A 26,570-nucleotide genomic window follows, 5' to 3' on the forward strand; every position below is an offset into this window, starting at 1 on the left:
CAGATAAAAAGGGAAAAGAGGTAATCTACATGAATGAACTCGTAAAAATCTCAAACTTAGCAAAAAAATATAACCAGCAAGATGTCTTAAAAAACATTTCATTTTCTATCAAAGAAGGCGAATTATTTTCAATTCTCGGACCAAACGGTGCTGGAAAATCTACCTTAATTTCTTTAATTCTCGGTTTGGAAAAACCGGATAATGGTGAGATTCTATTTGAAGGAAAACAGCTTACGTCTCAATCCGTCGAACATAAATCCATGATCTCAGTAGTTTTTCAAAATAGTATTTTAGACCCCGATCTATCCGTTAAAGAAAATTTGTTTATTCGCGCTTACTTCTATACCAATAATTGGAAAGAAGCTAAACAATTGGCACAGGATAAGTTAGCTGACGTACAAGCTGGACATCTCTTAAATAAACGCTATGGTGTGTTATCAGGCGGTGAAAAAAGAAAAATCGATATTGCTCGCGCTTTACTTAATACTCCGAAGCTATTATTTCTAGATGAGCCGACCACTGGCTTAGACATTGGGTCACGAGCAGATATGTGGCACTTGATTCATCAATTGAAGGAAAAATATCATATGACAGTCGTATTGACTACACATTATATGGAAGAAGCCAGAGATTCCGATAATATTCTGATGCTAAATGCAGGAAAAGTCATGGCCTATGATGCACCAGAAACCTTAAAGAAAAACTATCAATGCTTAACATTGGAAGATGTCTTTTTAACAATCATGGAAAAAGGGAGAGAAAATTATGAATGCATTAGTCTATAGAGGATTATTACTATTTTTTAAAAATAAACAGGCGGTTATTGGGTCATTTGTTGGTGCGTTGATCATGATTATTTTATACGTTTTCTTGCTAGGAGATAGTCTTGTTGATTCATTATCTGTTCTTTCTCATCCAAAATTGGTCGTAGATACTTGGATGTTAGCAGGAGTCATTGGCATTGCTTCAGCAAGTTCTACACTTGGTTCAGTCAGTTTGATGATTCGCGATAAAGAGCGCAATGTTTATACCGACTTTATGATCTCCCCGATTTCAAAAGGCAGAATCATGCTGGGGTATTTCTTTAGTACTTTCTTGATTTCGTTGTTGATCACTTTAGTTGTGATCGTTATAGCTGAAATCTATATCGTTGTTTTCTCAAAAGGAGAAATACTGACCTTATCACAATTCGGTTTACTATTCATTGTTAGCCTTTTGACCGTCTTTTGTTCATCGGCCTTTATGTTTTTTATTGCCAGCTTCTTCAGAAGAATCGATACGTTCTCTACTATGACATCCGTGATTGGACCATTAATTGGTTTTCTAACTGGCTGTTATGTGCCAATAGGAAGTCTACCAGATAATGTTCAAAAAGTGGTAGAATACTTCCCATTAACTAGTGGAATAGTATTGATCCGACGTATTCTAACAGATAATGTATTTACCTCAGCTGATAAACCCGCAGTAGCTACAATCAAAGAAGAATTAGGTATCGTAATGAATAGTCAAAATGACATTGCTTTACCTATTATGATCCTGTTAATTTCTAGCTGTCTATTTTTAGTCGGTGCTTTATGGAATGTTAAACGAGTAGAAGTGAAGCGATAAGATTTTGTCCATAAAAAAACTCTTGAGGAATTCCTCAAGAGTTTTGCGAGTTAGTTTTAGTAAAGTTCTAAGTATTGATCGCGTTCCCATTCTGACACTGTTTGACGGAAAGCAGCCCATTCCATGCGCTTCGCTTCATTGAAATTTGTGTAGATATGATTACCTAATGCATCAATCATATTTTGGTCCTTACGCAATGCTTTAATTGCATTGTGGATCGTAGAAGGCAAGTCATAAATTTCTGCTTCTTTACGTTCTTCTTCAGTCATCACGTAAATATTACGATCAACTGCTGCCGGTGGCGTCAATTCATTACGGATACCATCTAAACCAGCTTCTAGTAAAACAGCCATTGTTAAGTATGGGTTAGCCGCTGGATCGACTGAACGTAATTCCAGACGTGTAGATAAGCCGCGAGATTCTGGGATACGGATCAACGGTGACCGGTTACGTCCGCTCCAAGCTACATAAACTGGGGCTTCGAAGCCAGGAACTAAGCGTTTATAAGAATTTACGATTGGATTACATACTGCCGTGTATGCTCGTGCGTGTTTTAAAAGTCCAGCTAAAAATTGATAAGCTGTCTTGCTCAATTTCATCGGACCGTCTTCGTCGTAGAAAACATTGCCTTCATCATTAAATAATGACATATTGCAGTGCATACCAGAGCCATTGATACCGTATAAAGGTTTTGGCATAAATGTTGCGTGAAGACCATGCTTGCGAGCGATTGTTTTAACAACTAATTTGAAGGTTTGAATGTTGTCACAAGCTTCGATTGCATCTGCGTATTTGAAATCAATTTCATGTTGTCCTGGAGCAACCTCATGGTGCGAAGCTTCTACTTCAAAGCCTAAGCTTTCAAGTTCTAGAACAATATCTCGACGACAATTTTCACCTAAGTCAGTTGGTGCAAAGTCGAAGTAGCCACCTTTATCATTTAAATCCAGTGTTGGATCACCGTTTTCATCCATTTTGAATAGGAAAAATTCTGGTTCAGGTCCCAAATTGAATGAGGTGAAGCCGAATTCATCCATTCCTTTTAACACACGTTTCAAGTTTCCACGCGGATCTCCTGGGAAAGGTGTTCCATCTGGTCCATAAATATCACAAATCAAACGGCCTACCTTACCATGATCGCTTTCCCATGGAAAAATCATCCAAGTAGTTAAATCTGGATATAAATACATATCACTTTCCTCAATACGGACAAATCCTTCGATAGATGAACCGTCGAACATCATTTTGTCATCAAGGACTTTATCCATTTGGCTAACAGGTACTTCAACGTTCTTAATAGTTCCCATGATGTCTGTAAACATCAAACGTAAAAAACGGACGTTTTCTTCTTCGACAATTCGTTTAATATCCTCTTTACTTAGATCTCTTTTCGGCATAATATCTAATCCCTTCCTCGCACTTCATTTTTTATATTCCACAATCACTACAGTTTTGGACCTTGTGATTGATATGGATTTTGTTGTTGGAACCCACCTTGAGTCAGCATTTCATCATAAAAAATTCGTCGGACATCTTTATCCGTCAACGGTGGTTTCTCTTTAGCGGCCTTGACCTCTTCTTGACGCATTTGATAGACACGCTTGATTCCTGCCATGTTAAGTCCATCGGATAGATAGTCTTTGATTTCTAACAGCACATCAATGTCATTAAGAGAATACATCCTACGGTTGCCTTCACTTCGTTCCGGGTGGATTAATTCTTGCTCTTCATAGTACCGAATCTGCCGTGCAGTCAAATCTGTCAACTTCATAACTGTACCAATTGGAAAAACAGCAAGTGAACGGCGCAATTCTTTTTCCCGCATAACATCTCCTCCTTGTATTTTGATGTTGAAAAAAGAATACCACCCGATAGACCAATCGTCAAGGATTAATGTAAGATTTTATGACATAGGTTTCCCGAACGTTCGCTTTTTCAAAAAAATTCGATTAATTCAACGTTTTTAAAACTAGAAAAATTTGTTATACTATAAAAAAGATCAAGAGGGTGTCCAGTTGTCCAAATTTAAGGTTGGCGAGATCGTTCAAATAAAGAATAAATATCCAATGACAGGTTTAATCGGAGTCATCCTAAAGTGTTACAAGGAGAACCATACCTATCTTGTACGTTTCAGCCATGATCATAAAATATTCCTCCACGAAGATGATATCGAAGTTAGAGAGATGTAACCCATCCACCCGTGAAAACGGGTGGCTTTTTAACACCTCTAGAAGAGGTCGCCGCTCACATACTCCATAAATGGAGCTTTCTAAAAGACCGCCAACCGCTCGTCGCTCGCTACTTTATTTCTTTTTCTTACTCTTGAACGGATCAACGTATTCTCGTTTACTTATACTATCTCGAATACGATCATCTGATTCCTGTTCTTGTATATATTTTGCGATTGTTTTCTGATTCAAACCCACTGTACTTACGTAATAACCTTTTGACCAGAAACTTTTATTCCCATATTTATAGACTAAGTTTCCATGCTGTTCATGGATCAGTGTCGCGCTTCTCCCTTTTAAAAATCCCATGAAGTAGGAAATGCTTATTTTGGGTGGAATTCTTACTAACATATGAATATGATCTGGCATTGCATGAGCTTCGATGATTTCTACTACTTTCATTTCACAGAGCTTGCGCAAAATCCTTCCGATATCCTTTCTCAATTCTCCATAGATTACTTTCCTTCTATATTTTGGAGTGAACACGATGTGGTACTTACAATTCCATCTTGTATGTGATAAACTTTTGTCGTCATTTGATGACATGAAAAAAACTCCTTTCGATAAAATGAGCGGTTGGTAGCCACTTATTAGTATATCGAAAGGAGTTTTTAACGCTAAAGCTTTTTCGTCCACGCGTAGAAACGCGCGGTTTTTTTGTTTCACTCGCTACCGCGAGCGAAACTGACTGAAGTCGTTAATAAAAAAACATCCGAAGTCTTTTGGACTTCGGATGGTTTTCATTATTAATAATAGACTTCATTCACAGCATTTGTCACAGCAACCTTGACATGCTCAAAAGTTAATCCGCCTTGAAGATACAGTGAGTATGGTTCCCTTAAAGGTCCATCAGCACTTAATTCAATGCTAGCCCCTTGAATAAAAGTACCCGCCGCCATAATGATGTCATCTTCATATCCCGCCATATAAGAGGGAATTGGTGCGACATATGCATCGATCGGAGAATACTTTTGGATCGCCTGACAAAACTGAATCATTTTCTCACGATCACGGAAATCAATCAGCTGAATCAAATCGGTTCGCGGTTGATCCCACTTCGGTGTTGATTCCAAATTATATTCTGCCAACAGCGCAGCAGAAAAGATTGCTCCTTGAATCGCTTGACTAACTACGTGTGGGGCTAAGAAAAAACCTTGAAGCATATCAAAAACACTGCCTAGCATTGCCCCACCCTCTGCTCCTACACCTGGTGTAGTTAAACGATAAGCACATCGTTCGATCCATTCTTGTTTTCCAGCGATGTAGCCGCCCGTTTTCGCGATTCCACCACCCGGATTTTTTATCAATGAGCCTGCCATCAAATCAGCACCGACTTGCACAGGCTCCAGCAACTCTGCAAATTCTCCGTAACAATTATCGACGAAAATCACAACTTGTAGTGCAATAGTTCTAACAAAATTACACATTTCTTTGATTTTTTCAATCGTAAATGAAGGTCTTGAAGCATACCCTCGCGAACGTTGGATTGCAACAACTTTTGTTTTATTAGTAAGCTTTTCTTTGACTCCATCAAAGTCAACACTGCCATCCTCTAAAAGACCTACTTCGTCATATCCAATACCATACTCTTTGAAAGAACCGATTCCGTTTCCTTGTACACCAATCACTTCTAACAATGTGTCGTAAGGTGTCCCTGTGATATAAAGCAAATCATCCCCTGGACGCAACACGCCGAATAAGGATGTAGCGATTGCGTGAGTTCCTGATACAATTTGCGGACGAACAAGAGCGGACTCTGTACCAAAAGTTTGGGCATAAATAGCCTCTAAGACATCCCGACCTTGATCGTCGTTCCCATAACCTGTTGATGGGAGGAAGTGACTTTCCGAAACGTGATTCTCACGAAAAGCAGTTAATACCTTGGCCTGATTTGATAAAGCAATTTCTCGAACTTCCTGCAGTCGTTCAGCAATTTTCTGATCGACTTTGTCAATTCTCCCAACCAGCTCAGGTGCCAGCTTAGTTGTCCAACTCATCTTCCATTCTCCTAATCCATAGAGATTTCTTTTTAGCAAATCCCCGCACGATATATTGTTCCTTCTCTTCATCGAAGGTTTCACTTAAGACAAGGGTTTCTCGTTTCATTTCACTCAACGCTTGCCCTTCATCAGCATTCAGGAGCAACATATATGGCTCCAATAGATCCATGATTTCTCGCTTAATAGCATCCGCTAGTAATTCTTTCCCCTTATTCGTCTTTGCAGAGATCAAAACACTAGGAAATAGCGTTGGAGCAAAGGTGAATTCATCGATCCGATCGGCTTTATTATAGATAGTAAGCATTGGTATGTCGTCCATTTCAAGCTCCTTTAACAAATCGATTACAGTCTTTTCTTGTTGCTGGCGATCTTCAGCACTTGCATCTACGATATGCAACAAAAGGTCCATGCCCTTGCTTTCTTCTAGGGTCGATTGAAAAGCATCTACTAATTGCGTCGGTAAATCTTGAATAAAACCAACGGTGTCAGTAATAGTCGTCTCCATCCCCTGCGGCAAGTGCCAACGTTTCGTCAAGGGATCCAATGTAGCAAATAATTGATCCTCAGAATATGTATCAGCATTTGTTAGCAAATTAAGAATCGTTGACTTTCCTGCGTTCGTATATCCAATCAGCCCCATTTGAAAAATACTAGACTGCTGTCGTTTTTGGCGGCTTCGTTCACGATGCGCCTTGACTTCCTTTAATTCTTTTTTGATTGCAGAGATACGACGCCGAATGTGGCGACGATCTGTTTCCAACTTGGTTTCACCGGGACCTCGAGTTCCAATACCACCGCCAAGTCGAGATAAACTCTGTCCTTGTCCTACTAAACGCGGTAATAAATAATCTAATTGTGCAAGTTCAACCTGCAACTTCCCTTCCTTTGAGCGGGCACGTTGTGCAAAGATGTCTAAAATCAACTGAATCCGATCAATCACCGGCACACCCACTTGAGTTTCAATCGTTTGGCTTTGTCGGGGAGATAAGGCATGATTGAAGATCACAAGTTCCGCTTCATGTGCATCAACCAACTGAGCAAGCTCCTCGATTTTCCCTTTACCGATAATCGTTTGTCGATCAACCTTAGGGCGCTTTTGTGTTAATGAAAAAACTATCTCGCCATGAGCCGTCTTGGTTAGTCCGGCCAACTCATGCATTGATTCTAAATAGTTAAACTTACTCTCGTCTGTTTCGACGCCGACTAAAATGACTCTTTCTGACAATCCGTTTCCTCCTAATTTGTATTACTATCGTTTTTCTTTTACATTGAAACCTGATAAATTCATTTAATATAGTTATAAAACAGCAATTCTATTCTTTTGTTCCATCTTCATCAACTTCATTAACCAGCCATTTTGTAATTGCTGATTCAATCTCAATAATCGCATCAGGTTGTTGAACTAAATCATACCAATGAACTGACATGCGGTTACGAAACCAAGTCAATTGGCGTTTAGCATAACGTCGCGAGTGCAGCTTTACTTCATCAAGCGCTTCATCCAGTGAAGAAATACCAGTGAAATAAGGAAACAATTCTTTATATCCAATTCCTTGAGCTGCTTGAACATCAGGTGTTTCCGAAAGCCTCTTCGCTTCTTCTAAGAGCCCCTCCGTGACCATTAAGTCAACTCGTTGATTGATTCGCTGGTACAAATAAGCTCGATCTGTATTGAGACCAATCAAAAAACTATCATAAATTTTCTGTGGCTGTTCTTTGGGTTCTAGTATCGAATGACCAGTTACTTCAAAAACTTCCAAGGCTCGAATCATCTTTTTACGATTGTTAAAATGTATTTTTTCTGCAGCCAACGGATCAACTGTTTGTAATTGTTCCCACAGTACTCGATTACCATTTTTTTCTGCAAAACTCTCATATTTTCCCCGTAGTGAATCATCTTCTGGTTCGCCCTCACTGCCAAGTTTATAATCCCACAATAAAGATTGGATATATAACCCGGTTCCTCCGACGACGATCGGCAGTTTTCCTCGTTGACTAATTTCTTCAATCGCCTGTCTGCCCGCCTTCTGAAAATCAGCCGCAGAATATTTTTCATCAATATCCCGCACGTCAATCAAATGATGAGGAATTCCATCCATCTCAGCAAGTGTCACCTTAGCCGTTCCGATATCTAACCCTCGGTATACCTGCATGGAATCGCCACTAATAATTTCTCCATTGAAACGTTTAGCCAGTTCAATGCTTAAGCTGGTTTTGCCAACAGCCGTCGGTCCAACAATTGCAATTACTTTCATTGTTTGAACCTGCTTCTCGTACGGAGTGCTTTTTCCGGAAAGTCCGTAATGATACCCGCTAGATTATTCTCGTAGCAAGTCATCATAGTTTCATAAAGATTCGGTGTCCATGGGCGAATTGATTTTTCAAATTTTTCAACGACCTCGGGATGTTGTTTAACCCAATCACAGCTTGGATGAAGTCCTTCAATAAAATCAGTATCTAATACAATTTGATATTTTTCTAAATCATTTTTTTGAATTAGATCATATTGTGCGTTCGGTTCATACTCATGCATGATCCGCAATGAATCCACATTAAAGCTCGTGTACCAATAAGTAAAGGGCCAAGTCTTGCTTGTCATGACTTCAGAAATTTTCTCCTCAATTCCAGGATAATGAAACTTATTTGTTTTGATCTCAATACATAAAAAGCCGCGGAAACGCATCTGCAGCAATAAATTCAAAACTTCTTGCAATGTGGATATTTTAGTTGCTTGGTATTTCTCATCAAACCAACTTCCTGCATCCAATTTCTTAATTTCTTCCAATGTTAACTCTCTAATCAGACCCTTGCCATCAGTTGTTCGATCGACACTTTCGTCATGGATGACAACCAAATGCTGGTCAGCAGTTAGATGAACATCCAATTCGATTCCATCCGCACCAGTCCGTACCGCTTCCATGAACGCTGGCAATGTATTCTCTGGATGAGTCCCTGCACTCCCGCGATGAGCAATAATTACTGTCATCTAATATCACCTCGTTCGTAATTACCTAAAATAATTCAAATCTGTTCACAATTTTACAGCAACATGTTACTGTACCTTGAAATAGCGTAAAGGTTGCTTTGTTGATCGAGATAGCTGCTGTTTTTTTTCGTCTAAAATTTCCAGAAGCTGTTCAGAAAAAGTCTCCATAACGATCCGCCCGCCTTTGTAAGTATATCCACCGATTTTAACCGTTTCTTCGGGAGATAAAATAACTTTGCGATGAGAAATATTTTTGAAAAATTCTTCAATCAAATAATTTGGTAAATAAAAATTATTCTGAGCGGCAAAAGAATTCAAGTAAATGAAATCATCGATCGTAATGTAACAGTCATCAAATGAATTAAACGTTACATAGTCTTGCATTAAAACATTCCGTTTGGATAAAATTTCATTAACCTTTTTATTTAAGAGATTAATTGTTTCAATTTCTTTAACCTGGTGCTCTAACTCTCTTTCACGCTGATGGCGTAGGTCGATATACTTAAAAACAAAATAGACTGCAATTCCCGTTAATCCTGCTCCAATCAATACGCCGATTAGTCCAATAAATGCGATTTCCACGTTTTTCCCTCCTGCTTTCATACTTTTAAAATTAATTCTTACAAAAAAATCAACTGATTTTCAACACGCTCATCATCCCACTGGCATTTTACATAATGTGGCAATCTGACATCCTGTTATCATCGTCATTAATAGTACCATATTTTTCTGTTTCTAGGATAGTTTGACCCGTTTAAAAGAACGATGCCTTCTATTTGACCAAAACTGACCAACGTTGTATACTTTCTTTAAGTTTTAGCAATCTAACCTTGTTTGTGCTAAAATAATTTACGAACAATATTTTAAGGAGGATTCACTATGAATTTAGTCCCTACAGTCATTGAACAATCATCTCGTGGCGAACGCGCTTACGACATTTATTCTCGTTTATTGAAAGACCGCATCATCATGTTAAGCGGCGAAGTAAACGATGATATGGCGAATACCATCATCGCCCAGTTGCTTTTCTTGGATGCCCAGGATTCTGAAAAAGATATCTACCTTTACATCAACTCGCCAGGTGGCAGTGTTTCTGCCGGCTTAGCAATTTTTGACACGATGAATTTTGTTAAAGCTGACGTACAAACGATTGTACTTGGTATGGCAGCCTCAATGGGTAGCTTCCTATTAACAGCCGGCACTAAAGGCAAACGTTTTGCATTGCCGAATGCCGAGATTATGATTCATCAACCATTGGGCGGAGCTCAGGGTCAGGCAACAGAAATCGAGATTGCTGCACGTCATATCTTGAAAACACGCGAACGTTTGAATAATATTTTGGCTGAGCGCACAGGTCAACCAATCGAAGTGATCGAACGCGATACAGATCGTGACAACTTCATGTCTGCTGAAGAAGCAAAAGCTTACGGCTTGATTGATGAAGTTATGGAAAACAGCAGCGCTTTAAATTAATAGCAGCTAAAAAACCGAGGATTTCCCTCGGTTTTTTGTTTACTTTTTCTACTAATACTATAGGCCAACTTCTTCAATGATTAAAAAAATGACGATACGATCTTTTACCATTGATCGTCGTGTAATTGCGATTGTATTACAGATACATTCCGTTTGTAGACAATCTCCGCAAAGACCTTTCTTAATACAAGGTGTCTTTTGCAATCCCAAGCGATGGGCATTTAACGGGGCTGTGTTTTTTCGTACCATCTCCACAGTCATATCCAAACTGCCATAAACTTTTTGCATACTGACAAAGGCTAACACTTTGTCAGGCCCATATGTTATAGCAGCAACGCGATTTCCTACACTGTCAACATTCACTAGTTCTCCATCTTCCGTAACACCATTTATACTGGTCAAAAAATAATCGGCTGTCAACGCCTGTTTCATTACTTGATGTCGTTCTTCCGGCGAACTCGTTTTTTCGCGGTCGATCATCGGTTGACCGCGATTGTAAAGGGCTTCAATGATACCTGACTGCTCTACTGTAATCGACCCACCAAAAGCTACTGATTTCTTTGAAGCGATGATTTGCAAAGCTTGTTCTTTTGCTTCAACCAAGTTTTGGCAAATAATTGATTGAAAGTTACGGCGCTCTAATTTTTTACTCAAACTCAATGCCGTTGCCCTGTATCTTGCTCTCTGATACTCTTCCATTTGCTAACTCCTATTCATGCTTTTTACTCTCAAGTCTTCCTGCATAACGATTAAATAATAGTCATAAAAAATTGTATAGATGATATAAATTTTTATTTGGTATTTTAGATTTCCTACTCTATTTTCAATCATTTAAAGTCTATAAGCAATATCAAGTTTAAAATAGCTCAAAAAAACACCTAAGAAAATAGCTTAGGCGGTTAGAAATTTATTTTTTAGTTGATTCTGCTCTGCATGCAGCAAGCTCTTTGATATCTTGCAATATTTTTTCATCGGTTACCTCAAAAGAAATTGATTTCCCTAGTTTACTGCTCTTAGCTTGCTGATACTTATTCTTAGTGTATTCACAACAAAGTTCTACCAATGCATCTGCTTTATCCAACTCTTTCACACTGAAAGAAATCATTGCCACAAAGTAACCTTGTTTTGGATAAACGGTACATAGGGCTTTTCCACTCTTTTTAAACTTAATGTTCCATCCCTTCCAATAACCATCGCCCATTGAGCAACCACTATAAACATGTTTTGGTTTTACATTATACGTTTGTCTTAAATGATCAGACAGTTCAATCCATAAGGGATTTGAAATAAAATCTGTAATTTGTTTTTCTGACGGTTCCCGATCAGCGTTAAACAGCTCGCTCCATTGCATAATAACACCAGCCTTCTTTATATTAGTTCGTGGACATTATTAATTTTACCTAACCAAATAGCTACGTTCTTGTCCCACAGTGCTCTTTTTATAAAAAAATCAGCCAAGACAAACTCGGCTGATTTTCTTCTATTATTTTTGTGAGTACCCGTTCTGATAATCAATCTTAATACCTTCTTGAACGTTATATATAAAGAGATTAATCGAGATTTGATTATCCTCAATACTTTGCGCCTCCATTTGAACTCCACGAGCGACTAATTCGTCTCCCTTGAAGTACGGTGTCACGCGATAACGTACGTGGTGATTGGTTTCGCGGATATAGTTTCCAATTTCAATCTCATGGTCATTCATTCCTGGATCATTCATTGAAGCTGTACCAGTCATCAAGTTTTTCAAATTATTGTTCTCTCCGGAAAATTGATAAGCAATCAGATGTGCTCGGTTATACAACGGCTTATCATTATAAAATTTCTGATGCCAGCCAGTCGGTTTTACATATAACCGTTCTCGCTTTTGATGGGGCATCAGATTTTTCCCTAACATCCCGTCTGCAACGCCGACACGATTCAGTTGATCCAAATTGGAAAAGCGTGTCCATGTCCCTTTTTCCAACGAAAGATCCTCTTTAGAAAAATTAGGTTTATTCTGGTTCAATTGAATCGTTTGATGCTTTCCGTCATAATCAGGAAGTTCTGAAATTTGATTAACTGTTACTTCTTTTACTGCCTCGTTCGCTTCATTGTTAGAGGTTACTTGTGAATAAATGCCATAAATCCCTGCTAACACTACAACTATTGCCGAAATAATTTTCGAGGTCTGTTTTTTTACTATGATAGTATTTCAACTCCTAAATCCAATTACAGAATTTATTTTTTCTAGAAAGAAGAATAAATTCGATTTCCAGTAAATACCATCTTACTATACTCTATCAGATTCTTTTTTCCTAAAAATCTATTTGACAGATTAGCAAACAATTTTCAAAAATTGCGGCTGTTTTTCTTTATTTCTATAATGATAAATGTATTTACTTCGTTTGCTGCCAGATTTCCTTGATTGCCGGCACATTTCCGAGTTCTGTCAGATTACTTGGCATAATCACGGTATTCCCATTGTTTTCAACGACATGTTTGAACGCTTCAATTCCCAGATATGCAATCATTTCATCTGTTAAATTACTTTCAGCAATTGCTTTATTAATTTCTTTGATCCGGGCAGTCTCAGCTTCAGTAATTTTTGCAATTCGATCTGCTTCTGCTGCCGCATCAATCCGTGTCCGATCCGCTCGTGCATCGGCATCGATTTTTGTTTGTCTTGCCCGTGCTTCTGCATCAATCTGCATTTCAGATGATTTCGCTTCCGATTCTAAAATCACAGATTGCTTCTTACCTTCAGAGATCGTAATCAATGATTCTTTGTCTCGACTTGCTGTGATTAATTTATTCATGGAGTTCACAATTTCATCTGAAACTGATATCTCACCGATATTAATTCGGTCAATCGAGAGACCGTAACCCGCAGTAATATCTTTCACACTTTCATAAAGATTTACATTAATCTCTTCGGTACCGTTCAACACCTCATTCAACTCCATCTTACCGATAATTCCCCGTAAGTTCGATTGACAATCTTGGATCATTGAGGTAACTGAATCTTCATTATCATATACAAATGCTCTTGCATCCGTCACATGATATTTGATTGCTTCATCGATCTCAACAATTACATTATCCCGAGTAATAACACTTTGAGGTTCGATTTGGATCGGAGTTTGTTTTAACGAAACACGTCGACGAACCACATACAAAATTGGAATCAAAAAATGCAATCCAGGATCTAATGTTTTAACATATTTACCAAAACTTTCAACAACCTTGACTTCTCCTTGTTGTACGATCACGACTAATTGACTGATGATAAACAAAAGCACAATAACTACAATCGCAAGTAAGATGATATTAAAAATTAACAATATAATTCACATCGCTTTCTTCTAAATTATTATTAATGATGACGAATAACTCTCGGCTAGTAAAATCAATGACCTCTAGCATATCTTCCGACTCAGGCGGCCCATTGATCACTTTATAATCATACCAACTTCCCAAGATTCGAACGATTCCAGTAATACTAGAACCTTTACTGCGAAAACATTTCCCCATCGTTTTCTGCATTTGATAATCCAACACAATCTCCCTCCCTTTTTATAAGTATACCAAAATTTTCAGAAACAAATTTATTATTATTTCATATTGCTTTACACAATTCTTCTCTTTTTTTAAACTAAAAAAAGAAAGGGGGATAAAACATGGAAACAAATAGAAAACAATGGTGGGGCCTTTGTATCATTCCATTAGAATTATGGATTGGCGATTATATTTTCCCGTTCTTTCACTTAACAGAAGATCCTAAGATTGCGTTATTGTCATCCACGCTGCTCTTCATGTCTGGGTTTCTAATTATGATTTATTTATTTCATGATTTTTTGAAGATTCAATGGAAATTGTATCGGCAAAAACTTTTCCGAAGGTTGTTAATAAGCATTTTATTAGTCGCAGGTATCTTTTTACTACTGCGTATTGTTCGCGGATTGATTCCAAGCGAACTGCTTGAACTCCGCTCTTCGACAGCCTATTCTCCACAAGCTCTTAGTCCAAGTTGGACTGTTTTAGCCGCAATTGCACCCTTCATCGCTCCTTTTGCAGAAGAACTGACCTTTCGTTATTTACTATTGGGAAAACTAACGAATAAAGTATTACGTATCTTGATGCTTTTCATTCAAGGAATTTTATTTGGGCTCGTTCATTGGAATAATTTTAATGGTAATATTTATGCCATGATTCCTTATATGGCTCTCGGCGTTTATTTGGGTTTGATTTATCTGTTATCCAAAAACATTTGGAACTCTATAATTGTTCACTTGATGTTAAATACGATGAATTCAATGCTGCCGGCACTGCTGCTTTTGATTCTTAGTCTATTCGATTTTAAAATTTAATCCTCCTCGTGAGGATTTTTTTATTCTAACAGCTGAGCGCATAGAATAATTTTGTGCAATTGGTTCTCTTTGCTCGTTACGGGATACTTCACGTCAACATATTTACTTCTACTGATTGAAGTTACTAATAATAAAAGGGGTGGAAAAAGAAAAACTTTATATCACCAACTGCTTACTTCTCCATCAAATCCAAACTGAACCGGAACTTCAGCAGGTAATCAAGTATAAAAAAGAATTCCTAAACCATGAAGTACTGCAGTAAAAGTTATGCTGAGTCACCTTAACCAGCGATAAAAGCTTTTAAGGTCTATCTTTTTCCCTTATTCGATTATTTGCTCATAGTATATCTCTCACTTCACAAGAACTCTAGCAATTTTAAAATAGAAAAATCTGCTTTTCTAATGCAAACTATTTCCTACATTAAAGTAACCGTCTTAAATCAATTTCTTTTAATCAGAATTATTCTTTTTTGCATAATCCGTTTTTTATGAACATATAAAAAAACCAACGCTCAGCCACAAACGTTGGTTTAATCAGGATATATTACCCTAAGTGAAGGTTTCCCCTCACATCACCCTTAGCATACATCAATCACGGTTTGAATAGCAAGAGTCCATTAAAAGAAAAGTACTTAATACCAAAAATCACCACAGCTAATCTAGCTGTGGTGATTCCATTGAAGCGGGTGACGAGAATCGAACTCGCGACGGAAGCTTGGGAAGCTTCTGTTTTACCACTAAACTACACCCGCGATACAATAGAGAGTATAACGCTTTTTAAGGAATCAAACAACTATTTCTATCAGACAATAAAATTGACATTTTGACCAAATCTGATTATCTTACAGATAGTAAGTATAGTTTCAAGAAAGGAAGTCTACAATGAATCACTTAACCAGTGTTCAAGAATCCCTTATTGATGAAACAAATAATGTGGTCTTTATTTCTTCAGCGACCTGCAGCATTTGCCACGTGGATGAGCCGAAAGCAAGAGAACTTGCTGAAAACTACGATATTCCATTTCATCATTTAGATATTATGCAAGAACCAGAATTGGCCGGTTTTTTTGAAGTTTTAACAGTACCCGCTGTTTTGGTTTATCATAATGGAAAAGAAATTGCGCGGCAGGCTCGTTTTATAGATTTCAAATCAATGGAAGGTCTTTTACAACAACTGCCAAAAGATTCAGAAACACCGGACTATCAAAGTTTATTTAAGTAAAAAAAATGAGCACTCAGAAGACATACTTTGATAAACTCATGGTAGGATTCCCCCCATTTCTTATTTATCTCTATTTGTTGACTGAAGGAATCTCTGCTGATAAATATTCTTGGAACACTTTCAATTTGAATTAGAAGCTAGATTCAGCTATAAAAATACCGACCTCCAAGAGTTAGATTTTTGGTCTAGCTTTTGGAGGTCGGTTTAATTGCGCAGTCTTTTATTTGTTATCTGTATTATGATGCAAGAAGTAAATCAATGTTTGTAATTCATTGGTCAAATCAACGCTTTGGATAATTACATCTTCTGGCGCAGTCAATCGAGCTGCAGTAAAGTTCAAGATCCCTTTGATTCCTGCATCAGCTAATTGATCAACAACTTGCTGCGCTTGCTGTGCTGGCAAAGTAAGAATGGCAATCTCTATTTGCTGCAATTTGATCTGCTCTACCATATTATCTAATGGATATACTGGAATACCATCAACAATGCGTCCCACGATATCTTCTTTGACATCGAAGGCACAGCTTACACGAATACTGTTGCTTTGATGAAATTTGAATTTCAATAAGGCGCTGCCCAGATTACCTACACCAACTAATGCTACATTAGTCAATTGATCGTCGTTTAAGATTTTACCAAAGAAATGCATTAAATCTTCGACATCGTATCCATATCCACGTTTGCCTAGCTCACCAAAGTAAGAAAAATCGCGACGGATCGTTGCACTGTCGACTTGGATCGCCTCACTTAGTTCTGTAGATGATACTTTGGTTTTTCCAGCATTATTTAAAATACGCAAATACCGATAGTATAACGGCAATCGTTTAACAGTCGCTTTTGGAATTGAATGTTCTTTCACAATAACTCTCCTCTATTAAAAAATTTCGTAAATGTTGACTACTGCACTATAATAGCAAGAATCTTAGTGAAATTGCAACGCACTTGCTCGAAATTTTGTGAAAAAATCACGATTTATCGAAATGACCGCTTCCAATCGCAAGGTCTTCAAAAATATGTTAGACTGAATCCATTCGGAAAAATAAATTTAAGGAAGATATCCAATGATTTTACTACAAGCAAATCAAATCGCGCGCTACTTTGGCGCTGATACTTTATTTGAGAATATACATTTAGAAGTGGCTAGTAAAGCACGCATCGGGTTAGTTGGCCGGAATGGAGCCGGTAAATCTACCCTATTAAAAATCATCGCCAATATCGAAGCCCCAGATGCTGGACAGGTTATCAAAAATAAACAAGCAAGCTTAGGCTATTTGGCTCAAGATACGGGTCTAGATTCAGCCGAAACTATCTGGAACGAAATGCTGAAGGCCTTCGATAAGGTGCGGCAAATGGAAAAAAGAATGCGTGAAGTGGAAGTCGCAATCGGGGAAACACCCGAAAGCGACAGTCGTTACGCTTCTTTATTAAAAGAATATGATCAACTTCAACATGATTTCAATGATCAAAATGGTTATGGCTACGAAAATGAAATCCGTAGTGTTCTTCACGGATTCAAATTTGATGAAAGTTTCTATGATAAAGAAATCAATACTTTGTCTGGTGGCCAGAAAACACGATTAGCTTTAGCTCGGATGTTGTTAGTTAAACCCGATATCTTGATCCTTGACGAACCAACCAACCATTTGGATATTGAAACATTGGCTTGGCTGGAAGATTATTTGCAAGGATATTCAGGCGCACTGCTGATCGTCTCTCATGACCGTTACTTTCTAGACCGGGTCGTTAATGAAATTTATGAGATTTCACGTCACAAGATTCGACACTACACTGGGAACTATTCTCGCTATCTAGACTTGAAAGCAGCACAACTTGCTACTGATTGGAAGGCTTACGAAAAGCAACAAGTAGAAATTGAGAAATTAGAGGATTTCGTTGCGCGTAATCTAGTACGTGCCTCAACAACGAAGCGAGCTCAAAGCCGACGCAAGACGTTAGAAAAAATGGATCGCTTAGACAGACCCGATGGCAAGGAAAAATCAGCAAAATTCATGTTTGATATTGATAAAATTTCTGGCAACGTCGTTTTACAGGTTGAAGAAGCTGCGATTGGATATGAAGAAACATTATCTGAACCAATCGATCTAGATATTCGGCGTGAAGATGCGATTGCATTAGTTGGTCCGAATGGAATCGGAAAGTCTACTTTATTGAAATCTTTGATTGGACAATTGTCATTTATTAAAGGAAAACCTCATTTTGGAACAAACGTTACTATCGGATACTATGATCAAGGACAAGCTGATTTGCATGGCAATAAGACCATTTTGGCCGAACTTTGGGATGAGCATCCCACTACTCCAGAAAAAGATATTCGGAATGTTTTAGGCGGCTTTCTTTTCAGCGGTGAAGATGTAGAAAAAACAATTCCCTTATTAAGCGGTGGTGAAAAAGCTCGGGTTGCTTTAGCAAAATTATCGATGAATAAAGAAAACTTTTTAATTCTGGATGAACCGACCAACCATTTAGATATTGACAATAAGGAAGTCTTGGAAAATGCCTTGATTGATTATCAAGGAACGCTGCTATTCGTTTCTCATGACCGCTACTTCATTAATCGTATTGCTAACAAAGTAATCGAGTTATCTCCAGAAGGCAGCAAATTATATCTTGGCGACTACGACTACTATTTGGAAAAGAAAAAGGAAGAAGAAGAAATTGCTGAATTGCAAGCAAAAGAAGCGGTTCCTGTTGAAGCTCCGAAAAAGAAATTTTATCAAGACAAGGAACAGCAAAAATTGATCCGCAGTTTACGGCGCAAGGTCGAAGCAATTGAAGAGAATCTTTCTGTTTTAGATGAAAAGATCGATGAACTGGAAACGCAAATGAGTCAGCCAGAAATTTTGAATGACCATGTTCAACTACTGGAACTAACGAATGAGCTGGAAACAAAAAAAGCGGAACAAGAAGAACAGCTTTCAAGTTGGGAAGAACTCAGCCTAGAATTAGAGGAATTTGAATAACTTACAACTTTTGACCGATGACACCTTACTCTTTTTTCGTTTTAATAAAAGAGTGGAGGTGTTTTTTATGAGGCGAAGAACTCGACCTTTTTCAATTTTATTCGGAATTGTGTTAGTGATCGCTAGTCTGGGGATTCTTTCTTCTCGATTCTTTCCCTTCAATAATAAAGCCAATAGTCAGCAAGATTTTTCAGCTAGTGCCAACCAATATCTGCAAGAGCATGGTCAAGATTTCTCATTATTGCTCCAAACAGACTCACGGTGGGCTAGCAAAGCCTATGGCAGCGGATCTGATCAAAATGATTTAGCTACGAATGGCTGTGCGATTACTTCTTTAGCAATGATTCTTTCCTATCAGGAAAAAAGAACCGTTTATCCAACTGAAATCTTGCAATGGAGCGGTGATCGCTATTATGAAAATGGTCAAGGAACGGCGTGGTCCATTTTTGCTGCCTTTGCTCAAAATTATGGCCTGAATATTCAAGATCTCGGCAAAGATCAAGCACAAATTCAACAACACTTAAATCAAAATCAACCACTAGTGATTTCCGTCAATCCAGGAGAATTCACGGATGTCGGTCACATCATGGTGATTAAAAAAGATCTGCAAAGCGATCAGTTGATCGTTTATGATCCAAACGATAGGCCGGAGAAAGAACACTATCTGCAAAAATATTCTTTAGACCAGCTTATGCCGCAGCTCGCTAATGCGTGGGTATATAGCTAACATAAAAACAATCTTTTCAATATAATGAACAAAAATAGAGCCGACGCCTCTGCGTCGACTCTATTTTTTGGGGGTTCCTGCTTTCACAGGGGAAAAAGAATTATTTTTAGGGTTAAGTTCATCTTACGCCAAACTTTTGAAAAAGCTATGAGCTTTTTTATGGAAAGTTAGAAAAAAATGTGGCGTTATTATGAAGAGTGTTCTTTTCTAATAATCAAACAAAAAACATCCATGTCCTTTTCTCTTTTTCAAGAATGGTTGCATGGATGTTCAGTTTTAAATTCTTAAACTAATTTATCTTAGCCACCAGTGACTGGAGGATTTGATTCATTGTCTTCCCGTCGTCTGCTTTAATTACTTTTTCTGAAAGAATGAATGAACCACCCACTCCCAATACATGCGGGTTCTCAAGATATTCAACAAAGTTTTCTTCATTGATCCCGCCGGTCGGTAAGAATTTCACATCATAGAAAGGCCCGCTTAATGCATTGATCGCTTTCAATCCGCCATAAATATCTGCCGGGAAAAACTTCACTACATGGATTCCGTAATCTAACGCTAGTTGGATATCTCTTGGTGTCGCAGTACCGGGAAAGACCGGGATAGCTTGTTCTAAACAATATTCAATCACAGAAGGCACGATTGCCGGTGAAACAATGAACTGCGCGCCATTTCCGATAGCGATTTTTGCTTCTGTTAATGTTCGAACCGTCCCCGCTCCAACGATAAGCTTACCAGACCTTGATAATCGCTTGATTGCCTTTGCAGCTAGATCACTGCGGAAAGTTACTTCAATTAAAGGGACATTATTTTCTAACAGAATCTCTTCAACTTTAGGTAAATAGCTTAAATCAGTTGCGGTATAAAGCGGCAATAATTGAGTTTGTGCTAGTTGTTCATAGACTTTATGCTTTGTATTTACTGGCATTTTTTCTCTCACCTTCTACGCATCTTTCTTCTTGTTTTTGGTGATCGCTTCATGTAATCCTTGCATATAAGTAATGCCCATCGCTCGATCGTATAATCCATACCCTGGTCTGGCAACTTCCCCCCAAAGCGTTCGTCCATGATCTGGGCGGATCACGCCGTCAAAACCAACTTCCACCAAAGCTTCCATGATCGCATACATATCAAGTGAACCCTCAGTAGATGGATGAGCGGTTTCTTTGAACTTGCGGTAACCTAAAAATTCCACATTACGAAAATGAACAAAATTGATTCGATCACCAATGGCATGAACGATTTTCACCATGTCATTATTAGGATCCGCGCCTAATGCTCCTGTACACAAAGTAATACCATTGTACGGAGAATCCACCATATTGATGATGCGTTGCAAATCATCTAGATTCTTGGTAATTCGTGGAAAACCAAAAATTTCCCACGGCGGATCATCCGGGTGAATCCCCATTCTCACATCAGCCTCTTCACAAACCGGGATGATTCTTTCGAGGAAGTACTTCAAATTTTCAAACAGAATTTCTTCCGTTACACCTTCATACATCTCGACTAGCGAATTGAATTTACTCAAACGTTCTTCTTCCCAACCAGATAATTGGAACCCTTTAGATTGACTGCTGATTAATTTATACATATCACCTGGTTCCATATTGTCTACTACCGCTTGATCGTACAACAATGCAAAACTGCCATCTTCATTTTCATAATTAAGAGTTGTTTTCGCCCAGCCAAAAATCGGCTTGAAGCTGTAACAGATTAAATCTACTCCGCATTCAGAAAGATTTCGAATTGTTTGAATATAATTGTCGATATAATGATCGCGTTCGTCTGTTCCCGCCTTGATCGCATCATGAATCGCGACGCTTTCAATCCCTAATAATTCTAATTCTTCTTTTTCAATTGATTTTTTTAACTCTCGTATCTCAGAAACTTCCCACACATCACCTGGCAGCTTATTCAGCAATGTGCCGACGACACCATTGATGCCTGGGATTTGTCTAACATGATTTAAAGGAATGGAGTCGCCTTTCTCTCCATACCATCTAAAGCCCCATCTCATTAATTCTAGTCTCCTATTCCTATTTAGTATGTGTCAAAATATCTAACCTAAAAAATCCATAGGATCACTGTTCGCATCCCATTCTGATTTAAAAGTCGTCTTCGTCATCAGCTTCTTCAACTTCTGAAGCATGCCAGATGTCTAAACTATCTGCACCTTGGGCCATGATCGCTGGCGCAGCCTCTGCTACAGGTGTACTCAAAATTTGATGATTGATCGTTTCAAGCAGCATCGGCAAATTTACGCCGCCGATAACATATACTTTTTCTTGCAGTTCTTGATTTAATCCGTTAGTAATCAAGACAGATTGATTGTAAGGACTCGCACTAACTAAATCTGTTAACACGATTACTCCGGCTTCTTTATCTACCGCTTTGACCGCCGCTTCAATTTGAATTCCTAATTCTTGAACATCATCACCAGGATTCAAATTAACTGTCGCAATATTATTGGTTTCACCAATAATCACTTCCGCTGCGTCTTTCAAACCATCACTTAATTTTCCATGTGTAGCAATTACGATTCCTAACATAGGATTCCTCCACTTTCTCACTGAAACAAACTCGTTACAGTGGTGATATTTTCCATATTCAGCTGTTTCTGTTTTAAATCAGCTGGATCTAAATAGAACGCTGAGTTCTCTTGATCTCTTCTAGCACTGAAGATATAGCTTATCTTTTGTTCCGTAGATTGATAGTCAATGTTTTCATTGGTCATTCGAAGGTTTGGCGACTCGCCAACTAAATGCAAAGGTGCCGCAGCACCAACGCTGTCTAAGTAATAAATTTTACAGTTTCCATTGACCTGACTTTGTAATTCATCCAATCCTTTATTGCCATAGCTTCCCTCATCTAGAAAAGCATAGGCAATATTTTTTTGCTTGTTTTCAGCGATCATTTTTAGCATTGCTAATAGCGACGACGTATTGCGAACCAGCGTTTTTCGGTTTGACAATCCTTTGGTAATTTTTCCAAATAATACAAAGTATCCTGCATAGATCGCCATGATCACAAGCGTACTCGGTGAATTGAAATTGAAGGAATCTGCCGAAAAGCGCATATAGATCAGCGTGCCGATGATGCCTAAAAGAATCGCGAGTATTGTGCTCGCTAAAATAAACTTGGTAGTCTTTCTAGCTTGATCTTTACGATCAAACAACTGATAGGAACCCACGCTTTCAGGAGGAGTATCATAGAAGGTGCAAATCACTCGATCAGCCTGCTTGATGTCGCCGACATAAACATTTTGCGCAGCATATTTCTTCTGCTGATTGTATTCAATTACTTGAACATCTTCCCGCATTTTTGCGATATCTGTTACCAACGCTCCAAGAAATCTTTTTTTGCTCTTTTCTGTTCGACGCAGCCGATAAACATATTGATACCGAAAAAGCCAATCTTTGAATACCTCTGTTTGCTCCATCCGTTCTCTCTCCTGTTCTTTCAGTTAGCGCCTCTTAAAGACCAAATTGTTTTAATACATCCTTCAAACTAGACTTCGGTGCTGAGGGTGTTGCCTGGAAATAAATGTCTTCAACACCATAATTTTCATTCATGTCTTTTAATCTTTCCGCATCTTCTTTATTTAAATAAACGGATTTTGTTACTAATAAATCTTTTTCAGGATCCTTTTGAGCGATTCCGCCGATATTCAATTCTTTCATTGGAACGCCATGCTTTACTAATTCATAGATTACACTTACTGTTTTTGTGATCAAAATACAGTTGTATTCTTTAAAATTGAACTCATCCCAATAGAATTTTGCTTTTTCTGGTGTGATCACGATCGTTTTCTGACCAGTTCGACTACCTGCATTCTTATACAAATCCCGCATAAACTTATCCTTTGCTACAACTTCATCAACGACAAAAATCGAGTTTACACCACTTTTTTGTGATAAGGTCATCATTACTTGTCCATGGATTAAACGCTCATCCACTCGAGCTAAATTAACTACACCCATTTAACACACTTCCTTTTCAGATTAGATTTTCTCTTTCATTGTTCTAGTTGAGAGCAATGAAAGAGATACTTTTTTTTAAATTATAAGATTCCGACGCCGGCTAAAACGATTAAAATTAAGGTCAGCCAAAGCAATGCTTGGGTTACTTTCAAGCCCTTCTTCGTATAGAACCAATACACACCCATTACGACTGCTAAAGGCAAAATACCTGGAACGATCTGGTCAAGAATCTCCTGAATAACAAACTTTCGCCCTGAGATCGCAAATTTTAGCGTCGATTCGACTTTTACATAGTTTCCGGCCAAAATCCCCATCATGAACAAACCTAGTACCGAGAGTGCTTCAATGGCCGTTTGGACACCCGTGCTTTGCATTAATCCAGTTGCGTTTCGTCCCATCGTGAATGATTGTCTTGCAAAGAAAACGCCTAATGCCGCTTGATAAAGGGCAAAGAATACGAATGGGAATAACGCGCCTAACGCGCTACCTTGCTGCGCCCACGGTACAGCAATCGCAATGAAGATATATTGAACAGTTCCTGAATCGATCGCATCACCGATTCCGGCCAATGCTCCCATCAAACCAGCTTTTGTGTTGTACATTAAATCATCTTGCATCAGTATTTCTTTTTTCTCATACTCTTCTTGCGCCCGTTGTTGTTCCATTGATGACATCAAACCAGTGATAACCCCGCCGCCCCAGCTCAACTGTGTATTGAAAAAGAGCAGTTGGCGTTTATAGGCCGCTTTTAATGCATCATCGTCTTTATATAATTTTTTCAAGATCGGCATCATGGCATATAGCAAGGATGGTGCTAAGTAGCGTTCAAATGAGTGAGGAATTTCGTTGGCGAAATGCCATCTTAGATACGCTTTAGTAACATCTTTACTAGTAATTTCTTCAGGTGCTAAATTATTATTTACTGCTTGATTATTTGATACTTCCGTCATGTTTTTCCCTCCTAATTCGTATGCTAATTAAAATCCGTCATCATAATCATCGTCATCATCAAAGGACGCACTGGAACCGGAGCCCGCAGATTCTGCAGCTGGAGCAGCACCTTTTCCTTTTTGTGATTGCACGAAGATCAAGGCGATCAAAATCCCAAAGATAGCGTAAGTAACCATGGTAATCTCAAGTGATTTCAATACAACACTCATGAAATAAGCAAGGAAGAAAAAGACCATGTAATCTTTTCGGCCAATAACATAGACCGTTGTCGCGATACCGATAGCAGCTAAACCACCACCGACCACTTCTAAAATATGAATGACTACGGTTCCTTCTAAAGCATTGATGACATCGGCGATAATTGGTGCTCCTAAATAAAGAGCAATAAATACTAATGGAACAAATAGAACAAATGAAGCAATCGTTGGATATAAAATGATCGAGCGTTTCATCGCCTTTGCATTCAGATCTTCAACGGCCTTATCGGTATATTTTCCTAAGAATGTATTGATAAAGAAACGGAATTGATATAAATAGCTTCCAAGCAAACCGACTGGCACCGCAACCGCAATCGCCGCTTCCGGCTTCAAATTGCCTAGCAGCGCTACTGGCACCGCAATTGCCGCAGCAATTGATGGTTCCGCCGGCATAGATCCGCCTGGAGAGAAAACCCCCATATAAATCATTTGCAAAGCAGCTGTAACAATCATCGCTTGAGCAACATCTCCCATGATGATTCCGACAACCAAACCTGTCATAAGAGGTGAAAAACGAAGGGTTAGGGTTGCCCCACCTCCAAGCCACCTTGACATTACTGCAGCGACCCATAAAGCAATCAACAGACTCTGCATTACACTTAAAGTATCCATAATTTCCTCCTAGTTCGTATAAATGTATTTAAAAATAATTTGGTTCTCATCGTAATAACACTGATTTTCGGTCCATTTATTTCTTATTGAGATAGTCTTCTAACTCAAAAATGGATTTTTTCAATAAATCCACTGTAATTGGTATTGGCAGCAGATGAACTTTTTCTTTCGAATCAATAAATGCTGTGATTTGATCAATGACTGCTTCGTCGTCTGGAAAGAGCTTCATTTGATTTAATGACATTGGCAAGTTTAATTCTTGATAAAATGGCAGTAATGCATCAATTTGCCCCCATTTCTGTTCAACTGCTAACTGATAAAAAATGCCGTAAGCTACTTTTTCTCCGTGCAAGAAATCATGACTGTTCGGAAGGTACTTGCTCATTCCATCATGCATCGCATGGGCGATCGCGTTTCTAGCATACTTGTCACCCAATCCGCCAACTAGCCCGGCGACCGCAAAGACAATTTCCGAAAGATGAATGAATTCTTCCGTCGCTTCACCAGCTTTCATATCCTGGATCGCTTTAACAGAGTTGGTTAAAATTGCGGATTTGCAAAGTTCTGATGTATATCCCGCTAACTGTAAAAAGGGCTCGTTCTTCAAATGTTCTTGCTGTAAAATCGCATCTGATTCATACCATTTTGCGATTGTATCTGCTAAACCGGCGACAAAATAGTTCACTGGTGCATCCACAACCAGCTCAGGATCTGTAATGAAAAAGCTAGCCTGCCGCAAGAAATGTTCACTTTTTCCTTCAGATTCCCCGCTTTCCTTATACATCACTGAGAGTGGTGTCCAAGGTGCGCAATTACTAGCTAGTGTAGGAATCACTCCGAAATTCACATTCGCTATATGAGCTGCATATCCAACCAGGTCAGTCAGTTTCCCCCCGCCTACACCAATAATGAAATCAATCGAATGATCCTTCACCGCTTTAACAATTCGTTCCGCTCCGTAATAGCTGCATTCGCCAGTGTATTGTAAAAAATGAAAGTTATAGGTTTCTTGGTTTAGAAAACTCAGAAAAGGTTTGGCCTTTTCAAAAGAAATCTGACCGTGAACCACTAATACATTATTCGCTGAAAATTCTTGTAATAGATCCGGTACAAAATCAATCGCACCGATATGATACCGATAAAACTGCGGCCCAACCTTAACCTTTAAATCGGTTAACATTCCGTACGCTCCTTC

At 38.6% G+C, this 26,570-nt stretch carries 30 protein-coding genes and 1 tRNA gene; 8 read left to right on the forward strand and 23 right to left on the reverse strand.

Annotation, left to right across the window (positions count from 1 at the left end; translation table 11 throughout):
- Positions 1 to 29: 29 nt before the first annotated feature.
- Positions 30 to 785, forward strand: a complete 756-nt coding sequence (locus IGI38_RS08190) for an ABC transporter ATP-binding protein (protein WP_438728690.1) — start codon at positions 30 to 32, stop codon at positions 783 to 785.
- The gene (locus IGI38_RS08195) at positions 766 to 1,608 is read left to right on the forward strand and encodes an ABC transporter permease (protein ID WP_438728692.1); all 843 of its coding nucleotides are present in this window, start codon (positions 766 to 768) and stop codon (positions 1,606 to 1,608) included. The genes IGI38_RS08190 and IGI38_RS08195 overlap by 20 nt, the downstream gene beginning before the upstream one ends.
- 56 nt (positions 1,609 to 1,664) lie before the next feature.
- Here IGI38_RS08195 and glnA read toward each other — a convergent pair whose 3' ends face one another.
- Both glnA and IGI38_RS08205 read right to left on the reverse strand, forming a co-directional pair.
- Complete coding sequence (gene glnA, locus IGI38_RS08200) at positions 1,665 to 3,005, reverse strand: type I glutamate--ammonia ligase (protein WP_438728694.1); 1,341 nt, start codon at positions 3,003 to 3,005, stop codon at positions 1,665 to 1,667.
- Between the two features lie 47 nt (positions 3,006 to 3,052).
- A complete protein-coding gene (locus tag IGI38_RS08205; RefSeq protein ID WP_010744471.1) occupies positions 3,053 to 3,433 on the reverse strand; it encodes a MerR family transcriptional regulator in 381 nt (126 codons plus the stop codon).
- A 190-nt stretch (positions 3,434 to 3,623) separates the two neighbouring features.
- Between IGI38_RS08205 and IGI38_RS08210 the strand changes: the two genes are divergently transcribed.
- Positions 3,624 to 3,797 (forward strand): hypothetical protein, encoded by a 174-nt coding sequence (locus IGI38_RS08210; protein WP_438728697.1) that lies wholly within the window; start codon positions 3,624 to 3,626, stop codon positions 3,795 to 3,797.
- 114 nt (positions 3,798 to 3,911) lie between these two features.
- Here IGI38_RS08210 and tnpA read toward each other — a convergent pair whose 3' ends face one another.
- The 6 genes from tnpA to IGI38_RS08240 form a co-directional block, all read right to left on the reverse strand.
- Positions 3,912 to 4,382, reverse strand: a complete 471-nt coding sequence (gene tnpA, locus IGI38_RS08215; protein ID WP_438728699.1) for an IS200/IS605 family transposase — start codon at positions 4,380 to 4,382, stop codon at positions 3,912 to 3,914.
- Positions 4,383 to 4,582: 200 nt separating this feature from the next.
- Positions 4,583 to 5,833 (reverse strand): aminotransferase class I/II-fold pyridoxal phosphate-dependent enzyme, encoded by a 1,251-nt coding sequence (locus IGI38_RS08220; RefSeq protein WP_438728701.1) that lies wholly within the window; start codon positions 5,831 to 5,833, stop codon positions 4,583 to 4,585.
- A complete protein-coding gene (hflX, locus tag IGI38_RS08225; protein ID WP_438728703.1) occupies positions 5,817 to 7,061 on the reverse strand; it encodes a GTPase HflX in 1,245 nt (414 codons plus the stop codon). Before hflX ends, IGI38_RS08220 begins: the two co-directional genes overlap by 17 nt.
- An 88-nt stretch (positions 7,062 to 7,149) precedes the next feature.
- Positions 7,150 to 8,091, reverse strand: coding sequence for a tRNA (adenosine(37)-N6)-dimethylallyltransferase MiaA (gene miaA, locus IGI38_RS08230; RefSeq protein WP_438728705.1), 942 nt, complete (start codon positions 8,089 to 8,091; stop codon positions 7,150 to 7,152).
- Positions 8,088 to 8,822 carry a glycerophosphodiester phosphodiesterase gene (locus IGI38_RS08235; protein WP_438728707.1) on the reverse strand — a complete coding sequence of 245 codons (735 nt, stop codon included), beginning with the start codon at positions 8,820 to 8,822 and terminating at the stop codon, positions 8,088 to 8,090. Before IGI38_RS08235 ends, miaA begins: the two co-directional genes overlap by 4 nt.
- A gap of 66 nt (positions 8,823 to 8,888) precedes the next feature.
- Positions 8,889 to 9,404 carry a hypothetical protein gene (locus tag IGI38_RS08240; RefSeq protein ID WP_438728709.1) on the reverse strand — a complete coding sequence of 172 codons (516 nt, stop codon included), beginning with the start codon at positions 9,402 to 9,404 and terminating at the stop codon, positions 8,889 to 8,891.
- A gap of 297 nt (positions 9,405 to 9,701) precedes the next feature.
- Between IGI38_RS08240 and clpP the strand changes: the two genes are divergently transcribed.
- Positions 9,702 to 10,295, forward strand: coding sequence for an ATP-dependent Clp endopeptidase proteolytic subunit ClpP (gene clpP / locus IGI38_RS08245; RefSeq protein WP_438728711.1), 594 nt, complete (start codon positions 9,702 to 9,704; stop codon positions 10,293 to 10,295).
- Positions 10,296 to 10,352: 57 nt separating this feature from the next.
- Here clpP and IGI38_RS08250 read toward each other — a convergent pair whose 3' ends face one another.
- The 5 genes from IGI38_RS08250 to IGI38_RS08270 all read right to left on the reverse strand — a co-directional run bounded on the left by IGI38_RS08250 (position 10,353) and on the right by IGI38_RS08270 (position 13,835).
- On the reverse strand, positions 10,353 to 10,994 hold the full coding sequence (locus IGI38_RS08250; RefSeq protein ID WP_438728713.1) for a lactate utilization protein: 642 nt from the start codon (positions 10,992 to 10,994) through the stop codon (positions 10,353 to 10,355).
- A gap of 208 nt (positions 10,995 to 11,202) precedes the next feature.
- Positions 11,203 to 11,646, reverse strand: coding sequence for a DUF3788 domain-containing protein (locus tag IGI38_RS08255; RefSeq protein ID WP_438728715.1), 444 nt, complete (start codon positions 11,644 to 11,646; stop codon positions 11,203 to 11,205).
- Between the two features lie 132 nt (positions 11,647 to 11,778).
- Entirely contained in the window at positions 11,779 to 12,480 is a 702-nt protein-coding gene (locus IGI38_RS08260; RefSeq protein WP_438730367.1) for a DNA/RNA non-specific endonuclease, read from the reverse strand.
- A 193-nt stretch (positions 12,481 to 12,673) separates the two neighbouring features.
- Positions 12,674 to 13,618, reverse strand: a complete 945-nt coding sequence (locus IGI38_RS08265) for an SPFH domain-containing protein (RefSeq protein WP_438728717.1) — start codon at positions 13,616 to 13,618, stop codon at positions 12,674 to 12,676.
- The gene (locus IGI38_RS08270) at positions 13,605 to 13,835 is read right to left on the reverse strand and encodes a hypothetical protein (RefSeq protein WP_438728719.1); all 231 of its coding nucleotides are present in this window, start codon (positions 13,833 to 13,835) and stop codon (positions 13,605 to 13,607) included. The genes IGI38_RS08265 and IGI38_RS08270 overlap by 14 nt, the downstream gene beginning before the upstream one ends.
- 119 nt (positions 13,836 to 13,954) lie before the next feature.
- Between IGI38_RS08270 and IGI38_RS08275 the strand changes: the two genes are divergently transcribed.
- A complete protein-coding gene (locus IGI38_RS08275) occupies positions 13,955 to 14,644 on the forward strand; it encodes a lysostaphin resistance A-like protein (protein WP_438728721.1) in 690 nt (229 codons plus the stop codon).
- Between the two features lie 680 nt (positions 14,645 to 15,324).
- Here the strand turns inward: IGI38_RS08275 and IGI38_RS08280 are convergent.
- Positions 15,325 to 15,395 (reverse strand) — tRNA-Gly (locus tag IGI38_RS08280).
- A gap of 130 nt (positions 15,396 to 15,525) precedes the next feature.
- On the opposite strand from IGI38_RS08280, the gene IGI38_RS08285 reads away from it, so the two are divergent.
- Positions 15,526 to 15,864, forward strand: a complete 339-nt coding sequence (locus IGI38_RS08285) for a thioredoxin family protein (RefSeq protein ID WP_438728723.1) — start codon at positions 15,526 to 15,528, stop codon at positions 15,862 to 15,864.
- Positions 15,865 to 16,084: 220 nt separating this feature from the next.
- Here IGI38_RS08285 and IGI38_RS08290 read toward each other — a convergent pair whose 3' ends face one another.
- Positions 16,085 to 16,723 carry a redox-sensing transcriptional repressor Rex gene (locus tag IGI38_RS08290; RefSeq protein ID WP_010739685.1) on the reverse strand — a complete coding sequence of 213 codons (639 nt, stop codon included), beginning with the start codon at positions 16,721 to 16,723 and terminating at the stop codon, positions 16,085 to 16,087.
- Positions 16,724 to 16,925: 202 nt separating this feature from the next.
- Between IGI38_RS08290 and IGI38_RS08295 the strand changes: the two genes are divergently transcribed.
- Together IGI38_RS08295 and IGI38_RS08300 are read left to right on the forward strand one after the other, a co-directional pair.
- Complete coding sequence (locus tag IGI38_RS08295) at positions 16,926 to 18,845, forward strand: ABC-F family ATP-binding cassette domain-containing protein (protein WP_438728726.1); 1,920 nt, start codon at positions 16,926 to 16,928, stop codon at positions 18,843 to 18,845.
- Between the two features lie 67 nt (positions 18,846 to 18,912).
- Positions 18,913 to 19,572: a C39 family peptidase gene (locus IGI38_RS08300; RefSeq protein ID WP_438728728.1), complete on the forward strand. Its 660-nt coding sequence runs from the start codon at positions 18,913 to 18,915 to the stop codon at positions 19,570 to 19,572.
- 289 nt (positions 19,573 to 19,861) lie between these two features.
- Here the strand turns inward: IGI38_RS08300 and IGI38_RS08305 are convergent, their stop codons facing one another.
- The 8 genes from IGI38_RS08305 to IGI38_RS08340 form a co-directional block, all read right to left on the reverse strand.
- A complete protein-coding gene (locus tag IGI38_RS08305; RefSeq protein WP_438728730.1) occupies positions 19,862 to 20,500 on the reverse strand; it encodes a bifunctional 4-hydroxy-2-oxoglutarate aldolase/2-dehydro-3-deoxy-phosphogluconate aldolase in 639 nt (212 codons plus the stop codon).
- Positions 20,501 to 20,515: 15 nt separating this feature from the next.
- Positions 20,516 to 21,592, reverse strand: coding sequence for a mannonate dehydratase (uxuA, locus tag IGI38_RS08310; RefSeq protein WP_438728732.1), 1,077 nt, complete (start codon positions 21,590 to 21,592; stop codon positions 20,516 to 20,518).
- Positions 21,593 to 21,680: 88 nt separating this feature from the next.
- On the reverse strand, positions 21,681 to 22,124 hold the full coding sequence (locus IGI38_RS08315; RefSeq protein ID WP_438728734.1) for a PTS sugar transporter subunit IIA: 444 nt from the start codon (positions 22,122 to 22,124) through the stop codon (positions 21,681 to 21,683).
- A 17-nt stretch (positions 22,125 to 22,141) separates the two neighbouring features.
- Positions 22,142 to 23,014 (reverse strand): hypothetical protein, encoded by an 873-nt coding sequence (locus IGI38_RS08320; RefSeq protein WP_438728736.1) that lies wholly within the window; start codon positions 23,012 to 23,014, stop codon positions 22,142 to 22,144.
- Positions 23,015 to 23,048: 34 nt separating this feature from the next.
- The gene (locus IGI38_RS08325; protein WP_438728738.1) at positions 23,049 to 23,555 is read right to left on the reverse strand and encodes a PTS system mannose/fructose/N-acetylgalactosamine-transporter subunit IIB; all 507 of its coding nucleotides are present in this window, start codon (positions 23,553 to 23,555) and stop codon (positions 23,049 to 23,051) included.
- An 80-nt stretch (positions 23,556 to 23,635) separates the two neighbouring features.
- Positions 23,636 to 24,505, reverse strand: a complete 870-nt coding sequence (locus IGI38_RS08330) for a PTS system mannose/fructose/sorbose family transporter subunit IID (RefSeq protein ID WP_438728740.1) — start codon at positions 24,503 to 24,505, stop codon at positions 23,636 to 23,638.
- A gap of 27 nt (positions 24,506 to 24,532) precedes the next feature.
- The gene (locus IGI38_RS08335; protein ID WP_438728742.1) at positions 24,533 to 25,375 is read right to left on the reverse strand and encodes a PTS mannose/fructose/sorbose/N-acetylgalactosamine transporter subunit IIC; all 843 of its coding nucleotides are present in this window, start codon (positions 25,373 to 25,375) and stop codon (positions 24,533 to 24,535) included.
- Positions 25,376 to 25,451: 76 nt separating this feature from the next.
- A complete protein-coding gene (locus tag IGI38_RS08340; protein ID WP_438728744.1) occupies positions 25,452 to 26,555 on the reverse strand; it encodes an iron-containing alcohol dehydrogenase family protein in 1,104 nt (367 codons plus the stop codon).
- Positions 26,556 to 26,570 lie beyond the last annotated feature (15 nt).

The sequence above is a fragment of the Enterococcus sp. AZ128 genome (assembly GCF_051714485.1).
Lineage (GTDB): Bacteria > Bacillota > Bacilli > Lactobacillales > Enterococcaceae > Enterococcus_A.